The sequence below is a fragment of the Singulisphaera rosea genome (assembly GCF_054877945.1).
Genome location: NZ_JBTYIP020000002.1, coordinates 164290 through 181400, shown reverse-complemented (window position 1 = coordinate 181400; position 17111 = coordinate 164290). Strand labels below are relative to the sequence as shown.

The 17111-nt window shown below is 63.1% G+C and carries 12 protein-coding genes; 8 read left to right on the top strand and 4 right to left on the bottom strand.

Annotation, left to right across the window (positions count from 1 at the left end):
* Nucleotides 1–177: 177 nt before the first annotated feature.
* Complete coding sequence (locus tag ACYOEI_RS03865) at nucleotides 178–1188, bottom strand: prolyl oligopeptidase family serine peptidase (protein ID WP_462847984.1); 1011 nt, start codon at nucleotides 1186–1188, stop codon at nucleotides 178–180.
* Nucleotides 1189–1515: 327 nt separating this feature from the next.
* On the opposite strand from ACYOEI_RS03865, the gene ACYOEI_RS03860 reads away from it, so the two are divergent.
* The 8 genes from ACYOEI_RS03860 to ACYOEI_RS03825 all read left to right on the top strand — a co-directional run bounded on the left by ACYOEI_RS03860 (nucleotide 1516) and on the right by ACYOEI_RS03825 (nucleotide 12265).
* The gene (locus ACYOEI_RS03860) at nucleotides 1516–2298 is read left to right on the top strand and encodes an AraC family transcriptional regulator (protein ID WP_462847983.1); all 783 of its coding nucleotides are present in this window, start codon (nucleotides 1516–1518) and stop codon (nucleotides 2296–2298) included.
* A gap of 213 nt (nucleotides 2299–2511) precedes the next feature.
* Nucleotides 2512–4536 (top strand): primary-amine oxidase, encoded by a 2025-nt coding sequence (locus tag ACYOEI_RS03855; RefSeq protein WP_462847982.1) that lies wholly within the window; start codon nucleotides 2512–2514, stop codon nucleotides 4534–4536.
* A gap of 156 nt (nucleotides 4537–4692) precedes the next feature.
* The gene (locus ACYOEI_RS03850; protein WP_462847981.1) at nucleotides 4693–5448 is read left to right on the top strand and encodes a 3-keto-disaccharide hydrolase; all 756 of its coding nucleotides are present in this window, start codon (nucleotides 4693–4695) and stop codon (nucleotides 5446–5448) included.
* 44 nt (nucleotides 5449–5492) lie between these two features.
* Nucleotides 5493–7037, top strand: coding sequence for a Gfo/Idh/MocA family protein (locus tag ACYOEI_RS03845; protein WP_462847980.1), 1545 nt, complete (start codon nucleotides 5493–5495; stop codon nucleotides 7035–7037).
* 200 nt (nucleotides 7038–7237) lie between these two features.
* Nucleotides 7238–8668: a ThuA domain-containing protein gene (locus tag ACYOEI_RS03840; RefSeq protein ID WP_462847979.1), complete on the top strand. Its 1431-nt coding sequence runs from the start codon at nucleotides 7238–7240 to the stop codon at nucleotides 8666–8668.
* A gap of 51 nt (nucleotides 8669–8719) precedes the next feature.
* The gene (locus ACYOEI_RS03835) at nucleotides 8720–9694 is read left to right on the top strand and encodes a sugar phosphate isomerase/epimerase family protein (RefSeq protein ID WP_462847977.1); all 975 of its coding nucleotides are present in this window, start codon (nucleotides 8720–8722) and stop codon (nucleotides 9692–9694) included.
* Between the two features lie 187 nt (nucleotides 9695–9881).
* Nucleotides 9882–10724, top strand: a complete 843-nt coding sequence (locus tag ACYOEI_RS03830; RefSeq protein WP_462847976.1) for a ThuA domain-containing protein — start codon at nucleotides 9882–9884, stop codon at nucleotides 10722–10724.
* Nucleotides 10725–11002: 278 nt separating this feature from the next.
* Nucleotides 11003–12265, top strand: coding sequence for a serine/threonine protein kinase (locus tag ACYOEI_RS03825; protein ID WP_462847975.1), 1263 nt, complete (start codon nucleotides 11003–11005; stop codon nucleotides 12263–12265).
* 42 nt (nucleotides 12266–12307) lie between these two features.
* Here ACYOEI_RS03825 and ACYOEI_RS03820 read toward each other — a convergent pair whose 3' ends face one another.
* From ACYOEI_RS03820 to ACYOEI_RS03810, 3 genes are all read right to left on the bottom strand, one after another.
* On the bottom strand, nucleotides 12308–15361 hold the full coding sequence (locus ACYOEI_RS03820) for an FtsK/SpoIIIE domain-containing protein (RefSeq protein WP_462847974.1): 3054 nt from the start codon (nucleotides 15359–15361) through the stop codon (nucleotides 12308–12310).
* Nucleotides 15362–15371: 10 nt separating this feature from the next.
* The gene (locus ACYOEI_RS03815; protein ID WP_462847973.1) at nucleotides 15372–16382 is read right to left on the bottom strand and encodes a helix-turn-helix domain-containing protein; all 1011 of its coding nucleotides are present in this window, start codon (nucleotides 16380–16382) and stop codon (nucleotides 15372–15374) included.
* Nucleotides 16383–16828: 446 nt separating this feature from the next.
* The gene (locus ACYOEI_RS03810; protein ID WP_462847972.1) at nucleotides 16829–16987 is read right to left on the bottom strand and encodes a hypothetical protein; all 159 of its coding nucleotides are present in this window, start codon (nucleotides 16985–16987) and stop codon (nucleotides 16829–16831) included.
* Nucleotides 16988–17111: the final 124 nt, after the last annotated feature.

Genomic DNA, 17111 nt, shown 5'->3' with positions numbered 1-17111 from the left:
GGATCCGGAGCCTGGCCCGCAACACGTCAGCGGGCCAGACGTCCCCAGACCGAGGGGGAGGGCAGGGCATGACCACCACAACTTCACCTCCGCCCTTGGATAAGACTCCCCGAAACTCTCGGTTCACTTACGCCTTTCCGTCGAAACTGTTGCCGGTTTCGACACACTCGAACGAGTTTACGGCTTCGGTGGCGACGAGTTCTTCAAGTGCGTGTCGAACCAGTCGGCGATCTTGCTCATATCCTGGGTCATGGTGAGCCAACCGTGCCCGGAGCCTTGCTTGACGACCAATTCCGCGGTCACACCGGCTCCTTTGAGCTTCTCCACGATGACTTCCGACTGCTGCAACGGCACGAGTCGGTCGGAGTCGCCGTGGATGATCAATGTGGGTGGGTCGTCGCGGCTCACGTGGGTGATCGGCGAGATGCCTCGGGTGATCTCGCGGAGTCGCGCCGGGTCGGAGATGGTCACCCAAAGGTTGGTTTCCTTGTCGAGTTCCCGATAGTCGAAAGCGGGGCGGAAGAACCGGCCGTGGTCCTTGGCCTGGATGAGTTCTCGACCGGCCTCGCCGTAGTTCAGGAAGTCGGTCGGCGGGAAGAAACATGCGACCGCCTCGACCCGGCTCGACTCTCGGTCGACCGCGTCCTTCGCGTTCGGGTCTCCAGGGCCACCTGCCAGACCTTGCATGAGCGAGAGATGGCCGCCGGCCGAAGCCCCCGTGATCCCGATCCTCCCCGGGTCGACGCCGAACTCTTTCGCGTGATGGCGGATGTAGCGGACGGCTCGATTCATATCTTGGATCATCTCCGGGATCGTGAAGAGGGGTTGGCTTCCGTGGACCACGGCAAAGACCGTGTAACCCCGATCGAGCAATGGCCTGGCGAAGTTGGGCAGGATCGCGTCGTGGGAGGAGAGGAAACCCCCGCTAATGACCATCACGACGGCCGCACCATTGGCTCCTTTGCCCGGCGTGAAGACGTCCATCGTCAGCGCCGTGCCAAACTTTCGACCGTAGATGACATCCTCTCGGCGTTGGTAGGCAGACCCTTCCTCGGCCAGGACGGGGCACCCGAGGAAGAGCGGGGCGATGACGGCCAATGAGGCTTTCGTGAAAGCCATCCTCAGGCCGAAGACCCGCGAGTCTTGCCGACGCCGGTTGGATCGGACCTGCAAATCGTTCGCAAGCATGAGAATATCCCCAAGCAATTCGATACGGACCTCGACAGGCTTCAGCATATCGCCTCGGGTCGCGAAGTTCATGCGGTCGCCTCCGAGGCGAGGGCGGCTTCCGAATCCGGATGAGTTCGTCGCCTTGAGCGCCACCCGGAGCGATCCGAACGGGTCGGTAGGGTTCGCCGGAGATGAGTGGCGAACCCCTGGAAGGGCCGCTCGCGAAGTGCGAGGATGTGTGGGCCGAGTTCGCCTGCGCGTGCGGATGACCTGACGCCCGGCGGCGAATCTTACTCGGTCACGCCCCAAGGCCGGACTTGATCGGGGTCTTCGGAATCGTCTTCGATGAGAAAGCTGGATGCGTTCCTGCAAATGGCGGCGCTTTTCGATTGCCTCGAGGATGCGCTCGTCTGGGTGAAGGACCGCGAGGGGTGCTATCGTTGGGTTAATCGAGCGTTCCTCCTCAATTACTCGCTCGGGAAGAGTTCCGCGGAACCGCAGCCCGAAGCCGAGGACCTGTTGGGAAAAACCGACTACGAGTTGTCCCCGAGCTTCCTCGCCGACCAGTTCCGACTCGACGACGAGTACGTGCTCGCCGGCAATCGGATCCTCAACCGCATCGAGTTGGTCGGGCAGCCGGACGGCCTGACGGTCTGGAACGTCACGAATAAGATCCCGCTCCTCGACGCCGATGGGCTCGTGATCGGGACGGCGGGGATCACCCGCCAGGTCAACCCGGCAAGCCACGACCCGGTCCCGGGGAGCGAGTTCGGCGCCGTGCTGGCCTATATGCGGGACAATTATCATACGCCCATTACCAATGAACAATTAGCCCGGCGGGCGCACATGTCGGTCCGGGCGTTCGAGCGGAAGTTCCTCCATAGCTTCCACCTCACGCCCCAGAAATATCTCCGCAAGCTCCAGATGCGGATGGCCAGCCGGGCGCTCGTCTACACAACTCAGTCGCTGGCCGATGTCGCCTTGAGTTGCGGCTTCGCGGACCAGAGCCACCTCAGCCGCGAATTCCGCCGCCACTTCGGACGGACGCCTCGCGAATACCGCGAGCACTACACGCAAGGGGTGGGCGACGCCGCTCTTGTCACAAATCCTGCCGCTGGCGAACAATAATCGCGCCGAGGGCCGCCGCTAAATTGGTGTCGCATCATCCTTCGAGCGACGCCGGGTCCCTTCTCGACGTCGCCCCTCACCGCCGGCCCTCACGCGACGATCGGCCGCCGATCGAGCCCACATCCCGACTCATTCGACGTCGAGGTGAATCCGGGCGGCAGGCCGACGACGGGCCCGGAGGATCGGATCGTCACCACAACGAGGTAGGCCGTCATGCGGAATGCGACAACCATCGTCCGGGCGTTCCTCGGAGGGGGCGTCCCGACCTTCGCAATGCTCGTCGTCGCCGCGGCGACACAGGTCCAGGGGAGCGAGGCACCCGCCGCGAACCCAAGCCCGGCCCCGACCGTCGCCCCGGCCGAGTCGCGAAACCCGCTTGACCCGTTGGAGGCCGACGAGGTCAGGGCCGCGGTCGCGACACTCCGCAAAGAGCGTCAACTGACCGACACGTTTCGATTCGTGATCGTGACCTTGAACGAGCCCGCGAAGGACCTGGTCCTCAAGCCGACGCCGGGGTCTCTTCCCCCTCGCGAGGCGTTCGTCGTCCTGCTCGACAACGCGACCGGCAAAGGGTACGAAGCGGTCGTCAACCTGACGACCAAGGCCGTGTCGCGGTTCGACGAACTGCCCAAGGGCGTGCAGCCCGCGATCTTGCTCGACGAGTTCGGCGAGGTCGAGGAGGTCGTCAAGAAATGCCCCGAATACCGCGAGGCTTTGAAGAAACGCGGGATCGAGGACATGAGCCTCGTGATGGTCGACGCCTGGTCGGCCGGGCATTACGGGAACGAGCGAGAAGAAGACAAGGGAAAGCGGATCGTCCGATCCTTGAGTTGGGTGAAGGCGGACCCGTTGGATAACGGATACGCCCGACCGATCGAGGGGGTCCTGGCGATCGTCGACCTCAATCGCAAGGAAGTTGTCAGGATCGAGGACCACGGCGTCGTCCCCTTGCCGCCGAAGTCCGGCAACTGGGTCCGCTCGGCCGTTTCGAAGCCACGGAACGACATCAAGCCCCTCGACGTCGTGCAGCCCAACGGGCCGAGCTTCACGGTCGACGGCCACGTAGTCCGCTGGCAGAAGTGGACGATGCACGTCGGATTCAACCCGAGGGAAGGCCTGGTGATCAATACGGTCGCCTACGAGGGCCGCCCCATCCTCTATCGCGGCTCGATCGCCGAGATGCTCGTTCCTTACGCCGACCCGAAAGAGTCGTCCTACCGCAAGAACGTCTTCGACCTCGGCGAGTACGGCGTCGGGATGCTGGCGAACTCACTGGCCCTCGGCTGCGACTGCCTCGGGACGATCCGATATTTCGACGCCCACATGGCGGATAGCAAGGGGCAGGTCGTCAGCATCAAGAACGCGGTCTGCCTCCACGAGGAAGACGCCGGGGTGCTCTGGAAGCACACCGATTGGCGGACGAACCAGTCCGAGGTCCGCCGCTCGAGGCGACTGGCCGTCTCGATGATCGCCAACGTCGGGAATTACGACTACGGCTTCTACTGGTACTTCTATCAGGATGGCTCGATTCAGCTCGAGGTCAAGCTCACGGGCATCGTGAACACGATGGCCCTGAAGCCCGGAGAAACCGCGAAGTTCGGGACCGAGGTCGCCCCCCGGCTGAACGCCCCCTATCATCAACACTTCTTCAACGCCCGGCTCGACATGGACGTGGACGGTCGTGAGAACTCCGTCCACGAGGTCAACACCAAAGCGCTCCCTTCGGGACCGGAAAACCCTTACGACAACGCCTTCTTCGCAGAAGCGACGCCGCTCGCCAAGGAATCGGAGGCGCAACGGAACACCAACCTTGCGTCCTCACGATTCTGGCGGATCGTCAACGCCTCGAAAAAGAATGAGCTGGGAGGCGCGACCGCCTATCGGCTCTGCCCCGCCGAGGCCACGCTCCCCTTTGCCTTGCCGAACGCGGCGATACTGAACCGGGCCGGCTTCCTGAGGAAGAATCTTTGGGTGACACCCCTCGACGCGAAGGAGCGTTACCCGGGCGGGGATTATCCCAATCAACACCCCGGCGGCGATGGGTTGCCCCGGTGGACGAGCGCCGACCGCAACATCGCGGACACCGACCTCGTCCTCTGGTACACGTTCGGCCAGACTCATATCCCCAGGATCGAAGACTGGCCGGTCATGCCGGTGACGTCGTGCGGCTTCATGCTCCGCGCCGACGGCTTCTTCAATGCCAACCCCTCCCTCGACTTGCCCCCCGACCCTCACTGATTGGGCCGAGGAGCGAACAGGACCGGCGAGGTCGTCGCCGCTCCTGTCACAAAACCTGCCGCGGTCGAGCAAGCCCATGAGTGTTCGACCTCGGTAATATTGCCATCGTCGAAGTCATCGGTGAACTTGCGTCGAACTACCCGGGAACCGAATCCAATGGTGAAGCTTCGTCACCTCGTCGCCCCGTTCGCGGGGCTCCTCTTCGTGTCGATCGCCTGGGCGGCGGAGTCCGCCTCGACGGAGGGTTTCACCTCCCTCTTCAACGGTAAGGACCTCTCGGGCTGGACGGTGCCCGAGGGCGACAACGGCCACTGGAAGGTCGTCGACGGGGTGATCGACTACGACGCCCTCAGCGAGGCCAAGGGCGATAAGACCCTCTGGAGCGCGAAAGAATACGGCGACTTCGAGCTGCAGGTCGACTGGCGGATCAAGGAAGCCCCGTTCATCAACAAGAACGTGCCGTACATTCTCCAGGATGGCACGCATGCGAAAGACATCCACGGCAAGGAGCTTCGCCTGCCGTTGCCCGACGCGGACTCGGGCGTGTATCTCCGCGGCGACGGATTCTTCCAGGTCAATATCTGGTGCTGGCCGATCGGCTCCGGTGAGATGTTCAGCATTAGGATGGATCGCAAGTCGTCTCCCGAGCTCCGCAAGGCGGCCACCCCGCTCCTCCAGGCCGACAAGCCGGTGGGCGAGTGGAATCATTTCGACATCACCGTCAAGGACAAGACCGTCAAGGTCCTGCTGAACGGCAAGCTCGTGATCCCGGGTGCCACCATCCCGCAACTCCCGGCGCGGGGACGGATCGCCTTCCAGCATCACGGCCAGAAGAACAAGCAGGGCGAGTGGAGCGGCCCTCCCAGCCTGGTGCAGTACAAGAACATCATGATCAAAGAGTTGGACAAGTAACGAAGTCGCCCTTCCTCCAGACTCGCACGGGGATCCCTTCAACCATGGATACCACCGAGAGCCGGAAGACTGTGGACGAAGCCTCGACGACCCGTCGAGGCTTCCTCGCCACCGCGGGGGCGACCGCCACCGCGTTCACGATCGTCCCGAGCCACGTCCTCGGGGCCCGGGGCGTGGTCGCCCCGAATAGCCGGATCAACGTCGCGTTCATTGGGGTCGGGTCGCAGGGCCTCCGGGTCATGTTCGACTTCCTCGCGCAGCCCGACCTCCAGGCCGTGTCGGTCTGCGACCCCGTGCGGTCCGCAGCGAACTACCATCAGTGGAGCAAGAGCGAGTTCGCCAACCGGACCCGCAGGCTCGTCGGCGACAGCAATAGCTGGGATTGGCTCAGCCCGAACGCGCCCATGCTCCCATTGACGCATACCTTCAAGGTCCCCGCGGGTGTTGCCGGTCGCGAGCCCGCCCAGCGGATCGTGAACGGGTATAACGGCCGGAATCGGAAGTCGGGCGAGTCCAAAGGCTGCACGGCCTACGCCGATTTCCGCGAGCTCCTGGATAAGGAAGAGGACATCGACGCGGTCGTCGTGGGGACGACTGACGTACTCCATGCCCCCGTCGCGCTCGCCGCGATGAAGAAGGGGATGCATGTTTATTGCCAGAAGCCCATGGCCCACTCGATCCACGCGGCCCGCTTGATGGCCAAGCAAGCGGAGGAGTCGGGCGTGGTGACGCAGGTCGCCGTGACCCCGCAGGCCGCCGAGGAAACCCGGCGACTCTGCGAGTGGATTTCTGCAGGCGCCGTGGGCGAGATCCGCGAGGTCTTCAACTGGTCCAACCGCCCCTCCTGGCCCCAAGGGCTCGAGCGTCCGACCGAGCCGGTGCCGGTCCCCGACTGGATCGACTGGGACCTCTGGCTCGGGCCCGCGCCCGAACGGCCCTATCACCCGGCCTATCTCCCGTTCGTCTGGCGGGGTTGGAACGACTTCGGCTGCGGCGCCTTCGGCGACATGGGATGCTACAGCCTCGACGTCATCTACCGGGCCTTGAAGCTAACTCCCCCGATTGCGGCCGAGAGCAGCTCCTCAGAGCGTTACGCCGAGACCTACCCCAAGGCCTCGATCGTCCGCCTGGAATTCCCCGAGCGTGAAGGGATGCCGCCGGTCAAGCTGACCTGGTACGACGGCGGCTTGAAGCCCGACCGGCCGACCGCGGTCACCGACCATCGGGCACTCCGTTCCGAAGGCATGGTGTTCGTTGGCAGTCAGGGGACGCTCCTCTGCGACTTCAACGGCGCGAAGACCGAGCTTTTCCCCGCAGAACGCCGGTCTTCCTTCGTCGAGCCCCCCAAAAGTCTCCCGCGCTCTCCAGGCAACGAGCGGGAGTGGCTCGACGCGATCCAAGACCGCAAGCTCCAGACCGGTGCCGACTTCGTCGTCTCCGCCAAGGTCACGGAGGCGCTCCACCTTGGTAACATCGCGACCAGGACCGGCGAACGGGTGGGCTGGGATACGGGCTCCATGAAGCTGTCCGGCTCGAAGGTCGCGCAGGCCCTGGTACGCCCTGAAACTCGCGAAGGTTGGGGCGTTTGAGTGTCTGTCCCGAAACCTGTCTTTTTCTTAAAAGACGGTTTTCCGTGGCAGCTCACGGCGCCATCCCAATGAGAGGTCGTCGACGATCACGGTGACAGAAACCCGTTTTTTAAGAAATAACAGGTTTCGTGTCAGGTTCTGGGCTCCCTCGAACACAGATGATCGACCATGATTTCGCCGATCGAAAGGGGAAAGGCTCTATGTTCTCGAGATTGATTCGAGCCCTGACTGTCGGAAGCCTGGCCGCTTGGCTGCTCACCGCGGGCTTGGGCGCTCGCGCGAACGCCGAGGGTGCCGCCGATCCGACTTCGGCGACGGCCCTGCGGGTCCTGATCCTCACGGGCCAGGGGGACCACTCCTGGCAAGCCACGACCCCGGTCCTCCGCCGTATCCTCGCCGAGACCCATCGGTTCGACGTCCGACTCTGTGAAAACCCCGAAGGGTTGAGCCCCCAGGGCCTCGCCGGTTACGACGTCGTGGTCGACAACGGCTCCGGGATCCAGGCGGGGAGCGCCGAGGAGAAAGCGGTGGCCCAGTTCGTCGAGTCGGGCAAAGGCCTGGTGCTCACCCACGGAGCCCTCGGCGCCTTGGAGGCCAAGTCGAGCTCCGCGGCCGCGGCCATCCCGGCCTACTGGCCCGTCCAGCCGGGCCCGGTCACCGCTTTGCCCGTCCAGTTCGTCGACTTGAAAGTCACCAAGGCCGAGCACCCCGTCCTGGCGGGCGTGACGTTCCGGACGAAGGTCGCCGACGCCGTTTTCCGAGGCCTGGCGGCCCGCTCCGGCGCCGAGGTGATCGCCTCGACGGTCGAGGATCCGGCGCTGATCGTCGCCGAACTCGGCAAGGGGCGGGTCTTCGTCGATGCACTCGGCCACGACACCGCCGGGATGCTCGAGAAGGCATTCATCACGACGTTCGCACGAGGCACCGAATGGGCGGCGACCGGTAAGGTCACGCTCCCGCCGGAGATCGGACCATCCCAGCCCGACAAGGGCGCCGTGCGAGCCCTGGTCATCGTCGGTGGGCACGATCACGAAACCGCGTTCTACTCGATCTTCGAAGGATTCAAGGACCTCGACTGGCTCGCCATCGGCGCGAGCGGGACGACGTTTCAAAAAGACTTCCGCGACAAGTATGACGTTGTGATCATGTACGACTTCACTCGCGACCTCGACGAAGTCGGGAAGAAGAACCTCCGCGAGTTCGTCGAGAGCGGGAAAGGCGTCGTGGTCCTCCACCACGCGCTCCTGAACTACCAGAAGTGGAACTGGTGGTACCAGGATACGGTGGGGGGGAGCTACCGCCTGTCGCGCGAGGGGGGCACCCCCAGCTCGAGCGTCAAGGACCGAGAACACATCTTCGTCACCCCGCAACCGCATCCGATCACGGCCGGGGTCGCCCCGTTCCACATCGTCGACGAGACGTACGGGCGGATGTATGTCTCCCCGAAGATCACCCCGCTCTTGACCACCGACAACCCGAACAGCACGAGCGTCGTCGGGTGGGTTGGCCCGGATCCCAAGAACAAGGTCGTGGCGATCCAACTCGGACATGGCCACACGGCCTTCGCCCACCCGTCGTATCGTAGCCTGGTCCACAACGCCATCCTTTGGGCTGCCGGTCGGATCAAGTGACGGACTGCCCGATTTCCAAGCCTGTCCTTCGGTTTTCAGAAAGGAAACGAGATGAAACTCGGTCTTTATAGCATCACGTATCTTGGCCTCTGGTATCGCGGCGAGGCCCTGACCCTGCCGGAGATGATCAAGAAGGCCAAGGAGTACGGCTACGACGGCATCGAGATCGACGGCAAGCGTCCCCACGGCAACCCGCTCGACTGGGATGCGGCCAAGTGCAAGGAGCTCCGTGCCCAGGCCGATGGCGAGGGGATCGACATCTACGCCATCGCCGCGAACAACGACTTCAGCAACCCCGTCCCCGAGGTCCGCGAGGCGCAGATCTGCTACGCTCGCGAGCTGATCAAGATGACCGCCGACTTCGGCGCCCCGACCCTTCGCGTCTTCCTCGCCTGGTGGGGCATCACCCGGCACCCGAAGTTGGCCACCTACGACATTGCCGAAGGCTACTGGCCGATCGTCCATGAGAAGTTCTCGCACGACGAGATCTGGGGTTGGTGCCGCGACTCGCTCGTCGAGTGCGCCAAGTACGCCGGCGACCACGGGGTCACCCTCGCCCTGCAAAACCACAAGCCGCTCATCAACGACCACAACGACGTGATCCGGATGGTCGAGGAAGTCGGCTCGCCGCACGTTCAGATCTGCCTCGACGCCCCGCTCATGCCCGACCGCAGCACCGCCGGTATCCACCAGGGCGCTCAGGCCGTCGGCTCCCGGCAAGTCCTCACGCACTTCGGCGGCGAGTTCGAGGAGAATCCCGACGGGACGATCCACGGCTTCGAGCGGAACGACGGAGTCGTCGGCGAGGACACCAACCAGTACTACCGCGACTTCGTCCGCGCCATGAACGAGATCGACTACAACGGCTACATCGGCTACGAGCTCTGCCACCAGCTCCCCGTCATCGATGGCCAGACCGTCGACATCAGCTACGCACACCACAACGCGAAGCTCGCCGCCCGGTTCATGCGCGACCTGATCGAATCGGAGCAGCCCGTCGCGGCCGGCAGCCGTTCGGGACGCTGAGTTGATGAATAGTCAACAAGCGTAGAGGTTGATCCGCAGATGACGCAGATTTCCGCAGATGATGAACTTTTATTTCTGATCTCATCTGCGTCTATCTGCGACATCTGCGGATAGACGTCCTCCGGGCTTAGGCACAGCCGTCAAGTCACGCCTGGCGAACTCTCTCCGATGTTTCAGGAGGCTTGATATGAGTCGACTTCGTGGAATCCTCATCCTGACCGCCGCGGTCGCCGTCGGGTTGACGGGGCCGGCCTCGGCCCAGGAAAAGAAGCGGAAGCTCTTGGTGATCGGCCAGAGCAAGGGCTATCAGCACGACGCGGTCTCGACCGCGATGGTCACCCTCTACAACCTCGGCAAGAGCTCCGGGAAGTGGGACACCACATTCCGGACCGACTGCACCGCGATCACGAAGAAGCCCCTGAAATACGAGGCGAAGAACCTCGACGCCTTCGACGCCATCGTATTCTTCACCGACGGCAACCTCGACATGGACGACTCCCAGAAAGCCGACTTCCTGTCCTTCATCCGCGACGACGGGAAAGGCTTCATCGGGATCCACAGCGCGACGATCACGTTCATGGGCTGGCCGGAGTACGGCAAGCTCATCGGCGGCTATTTCGACGGTCACCCTTGGGGCCAGTTCAACGCCCCGCTCGTCGTCGAGGACAGTCACTTCCCGGGCTTCGGCCACCTCCCGAGCAACTTCGTCTTACGAGACGAGATCTACCAAATCAAGGATTTCACGTCGGACGACGTCCGGGTCCTCCTCCGCCTCGACCCCGACAAGCTCGACCTCACCAAGAAGGGCGTCCACCGCAAAGACTGGGGCTTCCCCGTCGCCTGGGCCCGCAACTACGGCAAGGGCCGCGTGGCCTACAACGGCCTCGGTCACTGCATGGACGCCTGGGAACGGCCCGAGATGCAGAAGATGTGGCTCGAGATGGTCGAATGGTCCCTCGGCCTCCGCCCTGGCGACGCGGCTCCTGTCCCCGCCAAGAAGCCCGAAAAGACGGCCAACGCCTCGGACTAATCAACGACGCCTGGCTGGGCTCATCCCGGTCGACGTAGTCTGAGTTTCGCCACAAAGTCACGAAGGCACAAAGGAACCCGGGAGAAGGTCCGAGTGAGGGCCAGTCTCTCGGGTTTTTCTGCGCTCCTGAAACCGCGGAACAAGTATTGACCCGGTCATTCTGGTATGACTTATTGAAGGGCCGGACGGCCTAGCCCGCCGACAACTCCTCGACTAAATGGAACCATGGCGTGGATGCCCGACGACCCCAAAATAATACCTTGATACGGTGATCCGCGATGGAATTGATCTTTTCTCTCTTTCAAGCGTATTTCGCGGCAAAAGACGTCGTCCAGGCCTATGGGAACGTCTCGAATTGGGTCGTGGAGATCGTGAACAAATGGAGCACCAAGGCCGCGAATGAAACGATCGAGCTCCAGGTTGAAAAGATCGCGAAGCTGAGCGAAGCCGATATTCGACTGCTTGCGGCCAAGGCCTTGTCGACGAATCCGAAATCGTCGGTTTCCGCACCTCAGCGCGAGGAGTTGATCGGCATCCTCCTCAACCTTTCCCGCAACGTCCGCTATCGGAGCTCCTACGGCACGATGGATGGCAGCGTCCTGAGGAGCGAACGGATCCTGGACATGCTGCTCAAGGATGTCGAGCCGTTGCGGCATCAGGGAGAGCCGGTGGCCCAGGGCTCGCCCTGGATCCTGCGCCGACACCTGGGCATGGGGAGCTTCGGCGAGGTCTGGCTGGCCGTGAATCCCGGCTATCCCATCCCTCGGGCCTACAAGTTCTTCACCAAGGACAGCTCGGGTGAGTGGCTCCGGCGCGAGCAGAAAAGCCTCATCGAGCTCCTGAAACGCCTCAAGAAGCACGACAACATCGTCGACTTCGAGGACGTCCAGACCGACAAGTGCCAATATCCTTATCTTGCCCTGGAATACCTCGGAGGCGGGTCGCTCGAGGAGTGGATCGTCAAGGATGTGAAGCAACGACCCACGCTCGATCCTCACGAGATCATTCGCCAGGTCGTCGCTGGTCTGGCCGCCGCCCACGCCCAAAACATTGCCCACCGGGACATCAAGCCCGCCAACATCCTCCTGACGGAAGGCCCCGAGGTCCGCGTCAAGATCGGCGACTTTGGCCTGGCCAAGGTCGTCAGCGTGAAACGCGACGCCGGTTCCCAACTCGGCTCGCTCGGCGGCATGGTCGGGACCGGCCTTTATCTGCCCCCGGAGGCCCAGCAACGGGGCGTCCGCCGGAGGCCGTTCCAGGATGATGTCTTCGCAGTGGGGGTCGTCTGGTATCAACTCGTCGTCGGCGCCATCGAAAGGCCTCCCTACGACTTCGCCGAAAGACTCCGGTCCAAGCAACTCGACTCCCATACGATCGGCCTGATCGAGCGTTGCCTGGCCCATCCTGGTCGTCGCTTCAACGACGCCCGAGAGCTAGAAGTCGAGCTGACGGACCCGATTCCCCCGATCCGCGAAGCTCCTCCCGGGCTTCCCGACGTCCAGCACCTTGCCCGGGAATATCTCTCGATCCTGTCACGTTGACGTCGCGAACGTTCCTGGATCGAGAGGTCGGATGGATCCCGATCAGGCGTGACATCGAAGAGTTTCCTCGAGCTCGGCCTGGGTCACGAACGGGCTTTGGAGCCTGAGGAGCTCTCCTCCACGCTTCCAGAAAAGATCCCCCCGGCCGAGGAGGTTCTCCGCGTCGGGTGCCCCCAGGATGAGGTCGCTGCTTGCTTTCGAGGCGACCCTCAAGGCGATGCGCCCGGGCAGGTTTTCTCGGAGAAGTGGCGTCACCACGTCTTTATCGGGACGCTGGGTCGAGAGGATGAGGTGGATCCCGGCCGCCCTGGCCATCGCCCCGATCCGTTTCAGGAGGGCCGTGACGACCTTCTTCGATTCCTTATCCTCGAGGAAACTAGCGAACTCGTCGATGATGACGACGATCCTCGGCAGCAGTTCGGGCGGCAACTCGCCGACATTCGAGAGCTTCCGCTCCTCGAGGATTTGGTAGCGCCGATCCATCTCGGCCATGCATGTCTCGATGAGGGGCAGGGCTTCGTCGAGGTCGTAGGCCACGGGGGCTCGAAGATAGGGGCTCGGGCGCTGGAGGTTGAAGGTGACGCGCTTCGGATCGATGAGGAGAAATCGGATCCGATCCGGCGTGAGCCGGGCTGCGAGCAGGGCGATCGCCGCGCGGAGGAACTCGCTCTTACCGCTGCCCGTCGTCCCGGCGACGAGCAGGTGACAATCCGAGGGGTCGGCCAGGTTCAGCCAATGACTCTTACCGGCGACATCTTGACCGACGGGGAACGCCGGCTTCCCCCCCAGACCTTCGGGAGCATCGGCCAGGACATCCCCGAGCGACACGACTGCTCGGTCCGGGCGCTGGATGTCGATGCTGATGCAACCGGCCTGGGACCCGACGATCGGGACGACCTCCAAGCCGAGCGAGATCCTCAGGTCGACGGCCTTGTTGCAAACTCCTTTGAAGTTCGTCTTGCCCACGGGTCGAACTTTCAGCCTTGCAAACGTCGGCCCCACCTCGAATCCATCCGGCTCGACCTCTTGTCCCTGGAGTTGCAGCTTCTTCACTGCCCCCACCAGCTTCTTGTTCGCCCAATCGCTCAGGTCGGGGCGGGGAGATGAGGGGGGGGTGACACGCACGGGTTGCGACGGTCGACTCGTCTCGGGTGGGGTGATTTGGGGGCTAGCGACCTTCGCGGCGGCCGGGACTTCCGGAACAATTGTCTCGATGGTGTCGGAGACCGGTGCGGTGCTGACCCTGCTCAACGATCGTCTCCATTGGCCGAGCATCTTGAACAGGTCGAGGTTATCGATCACACCGGTCTTGATCACAAGGTCGCGGCAGTCCTCGGGTGAGAGGGTGACACCATTGATGACCAATTCGCGGGCACCGGCGCGATCGAGGAGCGATACAAGGCATTCGGTCGCTTGATAGGTGAGCGGGTAGTCCTCGAGCGGCATGAGCCGGAGCTTGCCGGCTTTCTGTCGGGATTCGTAGTCGGAGCGAGTCTTCGCCCCGAGGTCGAGGTCGCGTTTCGGGTGGATGAGCAGGGCCCCGGCGATCGGGTCGGCGGACGCATCGAAGAGTGCCTTGAAATAAAAACCCAGATTTTTTGATGCCTCGATCTTCGTGAGGGCCACGACGACCGTGATCGCTTCCTGGCCGGGCCCGCCGGCCAGGACCACCCAGGCCCCCGGCCGCTTCGCGGGGGCCGTCGCCTTGATGGCACGGTCGCGGAGGTCGACGATCCTAACGCCGCCGAACTCTCGCATCCTCTGGGCCGATTGGGCCAGCTTCAAGGCCTCGAAGATGCCTCGATAGAGTCGATCCTCCTGGAGATTATCCGCCGAGCGCTCAGAAGACTGGCGGAGGAGCTCGATCTCGCGATTCCATTCTTGCAGAAATTGCGCGGTGGGTTCGGGACTGCGCTGGCGTTGGTTGCCGAGGGTGATCTCTGAACCACCCGACGTCTCGTTCCACTCATCCAGGGAACGGGCACAGAGCTGGATCAGCTCGCGAGGGGTGAGCGTCTCATCCTTGACCACCTGGACGACCGACGCGACGTTGAAGGGCCAGGTCGAGGGTTGCCCCGGAGGCCTCTCCGGCCAGGAGCCCATCCGGTTCCCGACCAATTGGATCGCATTTTCCGGTGTCATATCATCAAGTAAAAACTTCGGCTGTCTCACCCTCGACTTGAATGCCGAAAACGCGCTCTTATAGAACTTATCCCACTGATCCTGGAAGCAGCTCAGGACGATCTGAACGGGGACCGACTGGAGAAGATCCATCAAATCCGAGCTTAATTGATTGATCCGATCATCGCTCTTGCCCGCCAGGATCGCCTCGATCTGGTCGCAGCAGATCATCATCGGGCGGAGGTTGCCGAACAGGGGTGGGATGGCTCGCAAGACATCGAGCGGGCTCGGTGCGTCCTCGGGCAGGCCAAGGGCATTGCGTTCCGCATCCGGAATATCCTCGCCCTGGAGCCACCGTTTCGCCGTGGTTTGCCAGGGCGATGGAGTCCAGCCCAGGGACAGGGCGCGGACGATCCCCGCATGACTGGGAAGCACCTGGACGAACGAGTCGGCCAGTTTGAGGAACGGGTTGAGCGACTTGATCTGGCGGACGAGCTCGAGGACCGCGTCCGACGACTCGTCGAGCCTTCGCCCCATCGGTTCATGCCGGGCGGCGAGGGTCGGCGGGAGTTCGGCAAAGTATCGCGCCAGCTCTGGCCGGCAGAGGTCGGCCAGGGCCTTCTCCAACGGGGAATGCCCCCCCTCCGGGGATCGGAAAAGGCTTTCCACGACGTGCCAGACGACGTGCTCCAGGGGCGCCGACCCTTCTTCGAACGCCGGGACGAAGACGAAGAAGACTTCGTGTCCCAAAAGGTGCTCGATCCTGCCGAAGAAATGGGTCTTCCCGTAGCCCGGGGGACCCGTCAACACGGCGATCATCTGCCCTGGATCGGGTTCGGCCCTCCCGCAGAGTCGGCCGATCTCCGTGCCCAACCACTTCGTGATCTCGCGATTCAGGTCCGGGACGTCCCACTCCGGGCGGAAATTCCGACTGCTATTGAGGCGACTCTCGCGGAACGGGTTCTCGAACGACATCGATGATTTCCTAACGTGCCACGATATAGAAGAGTGTCTGATTCATCCCGGGGATCGAGTCGTCGAGTTGATCCTGGGTTGCGTCCTGGCTATTGCTGATGGCGAGCAGTCGGAGTTGGCCATCGGCACGCATCTGCTTGAGGACCGGGTCGAGGTTGGTGTGATCGGCCGCGTGAGCCCCATGGTGCTGGGCTACGATTCGACGAACCTCATAGATGGGGATCAGATCCTTGCCCGCGTATGTGCCGGCCTGCAGCGTGGCGACGTGGCGGCTAATGTCGTCCGGCGAAAGACTCGTGGGAGCAAGAGCAGGGGCAGGGGGCGTGGTCTCGACAGACTCTGCCGGGACATGGGCCGGCGTTTCGGCGCTCGTCCCTGACGATCGTGCCGCCGCGAGGAGCGAATTCAGCGTCTCGCCGCTCATGGTGAAGCTGACACCATCGTGCTGCTTGACACTCGCCAGGGCCTTGGGACCACTATCGGGGTCCAAGCTATAAACGACGGATACCCCGCGCCTCTGTTCGACGAGATTCCCTTTGTCGACGAGCATCGCGAGGTGATAGTCGACGACCGCCGGCGCCGCCTTGACGTCGAATTCAAGTTGGCCGACCGCGGCCCTGGTCTTGAGCTTGCCGTTGAGGTCGGACCGGGTGAGCCTCCCTTCCCTCGCGCGAAAGACCTGGAGCAGGATGAAGGCTTCCTGGGCCTGGAGTTGTTCATCGGCGAAATCCGGCCGAGGTGGCTTGAGCTGGTCCCTGCCTTTGTCGGTGATCCGATACGTGGCGTTGGGACGGGGATGGAGCCCCTCCTTGGCACCCCCCGCGACCGATAAGACCCCGGACTCGAGCATCTCGACGATGGTCCGGTCGGCATCCTGCAAGATCGGATCGACGTCGGCCCCCTTGCCCGACGCGAGCTTCAGCTTCTTCCTGAGCTCTCCGGCTGACAACCGACCGTCACTCTCTTTGCCGAAGTGCCGGAGCCACTGAACCCGCTGGGAATCCGTCGTCGAGGCGGTCATGGGGTGCCCTCACCAGTGTGACGTGGAAGCGTGCGTCCACTCTAACCGAGACGTCCGGCACGATCCAAGTGCTGGCGCAACTCGTGAGATCTCGCCAGAACGAAGGGACGAATCGCGACCATTAAAAGAATTAAACATGTTAAAGATTCGCCGAAAATCACGCGGGCTTCCGCCCGCGGACATCATGAAATTATACAGTAATTTTGATCGATTCGAGCCCGAGGTATGACTTCGCCGAAGTGGCGAATCCGGCCGGTCATCCCGATGAAATCGGCAACCCCTTGCAAGGGTTGCGACCGTGGGGTAAAAGGAGTTCGCCTTCATCGATTCGGTCGGTGGTGGGTCGTGGTCGAAGCGGGAGGACAGGTCTAGCTTGGTGCTCTGCACCGGGGCGGCGTTGCGCCGCCCGAGCGTTTGGCTGGTCATGCTTCACAACGAAGGCTGTTTCAGGCCCGCTGGTCCCCCGGTGACGGGGCTACCTGCTGGCGGGCCTGGTTCAACCCCGCGGGCGTGGTTCCGCCAGCAGGTAGCCCCGTCACCGGGGGGCGGGCCAGAGAGCCTTCGATGTCCCAGGTCTTGTGGTAGACGAATCTCTCGACGATCACGGAGGCGGACTGCCTGGACGCCCGACTTGCAGTCCGCCTCGTTTTTTTTCGAATCGCCCATCGGCAATGGATGGTGAGACGAAGCTCGGAAGCCACTCGGCGGCGTCAGAGGCGACGGTTCTCG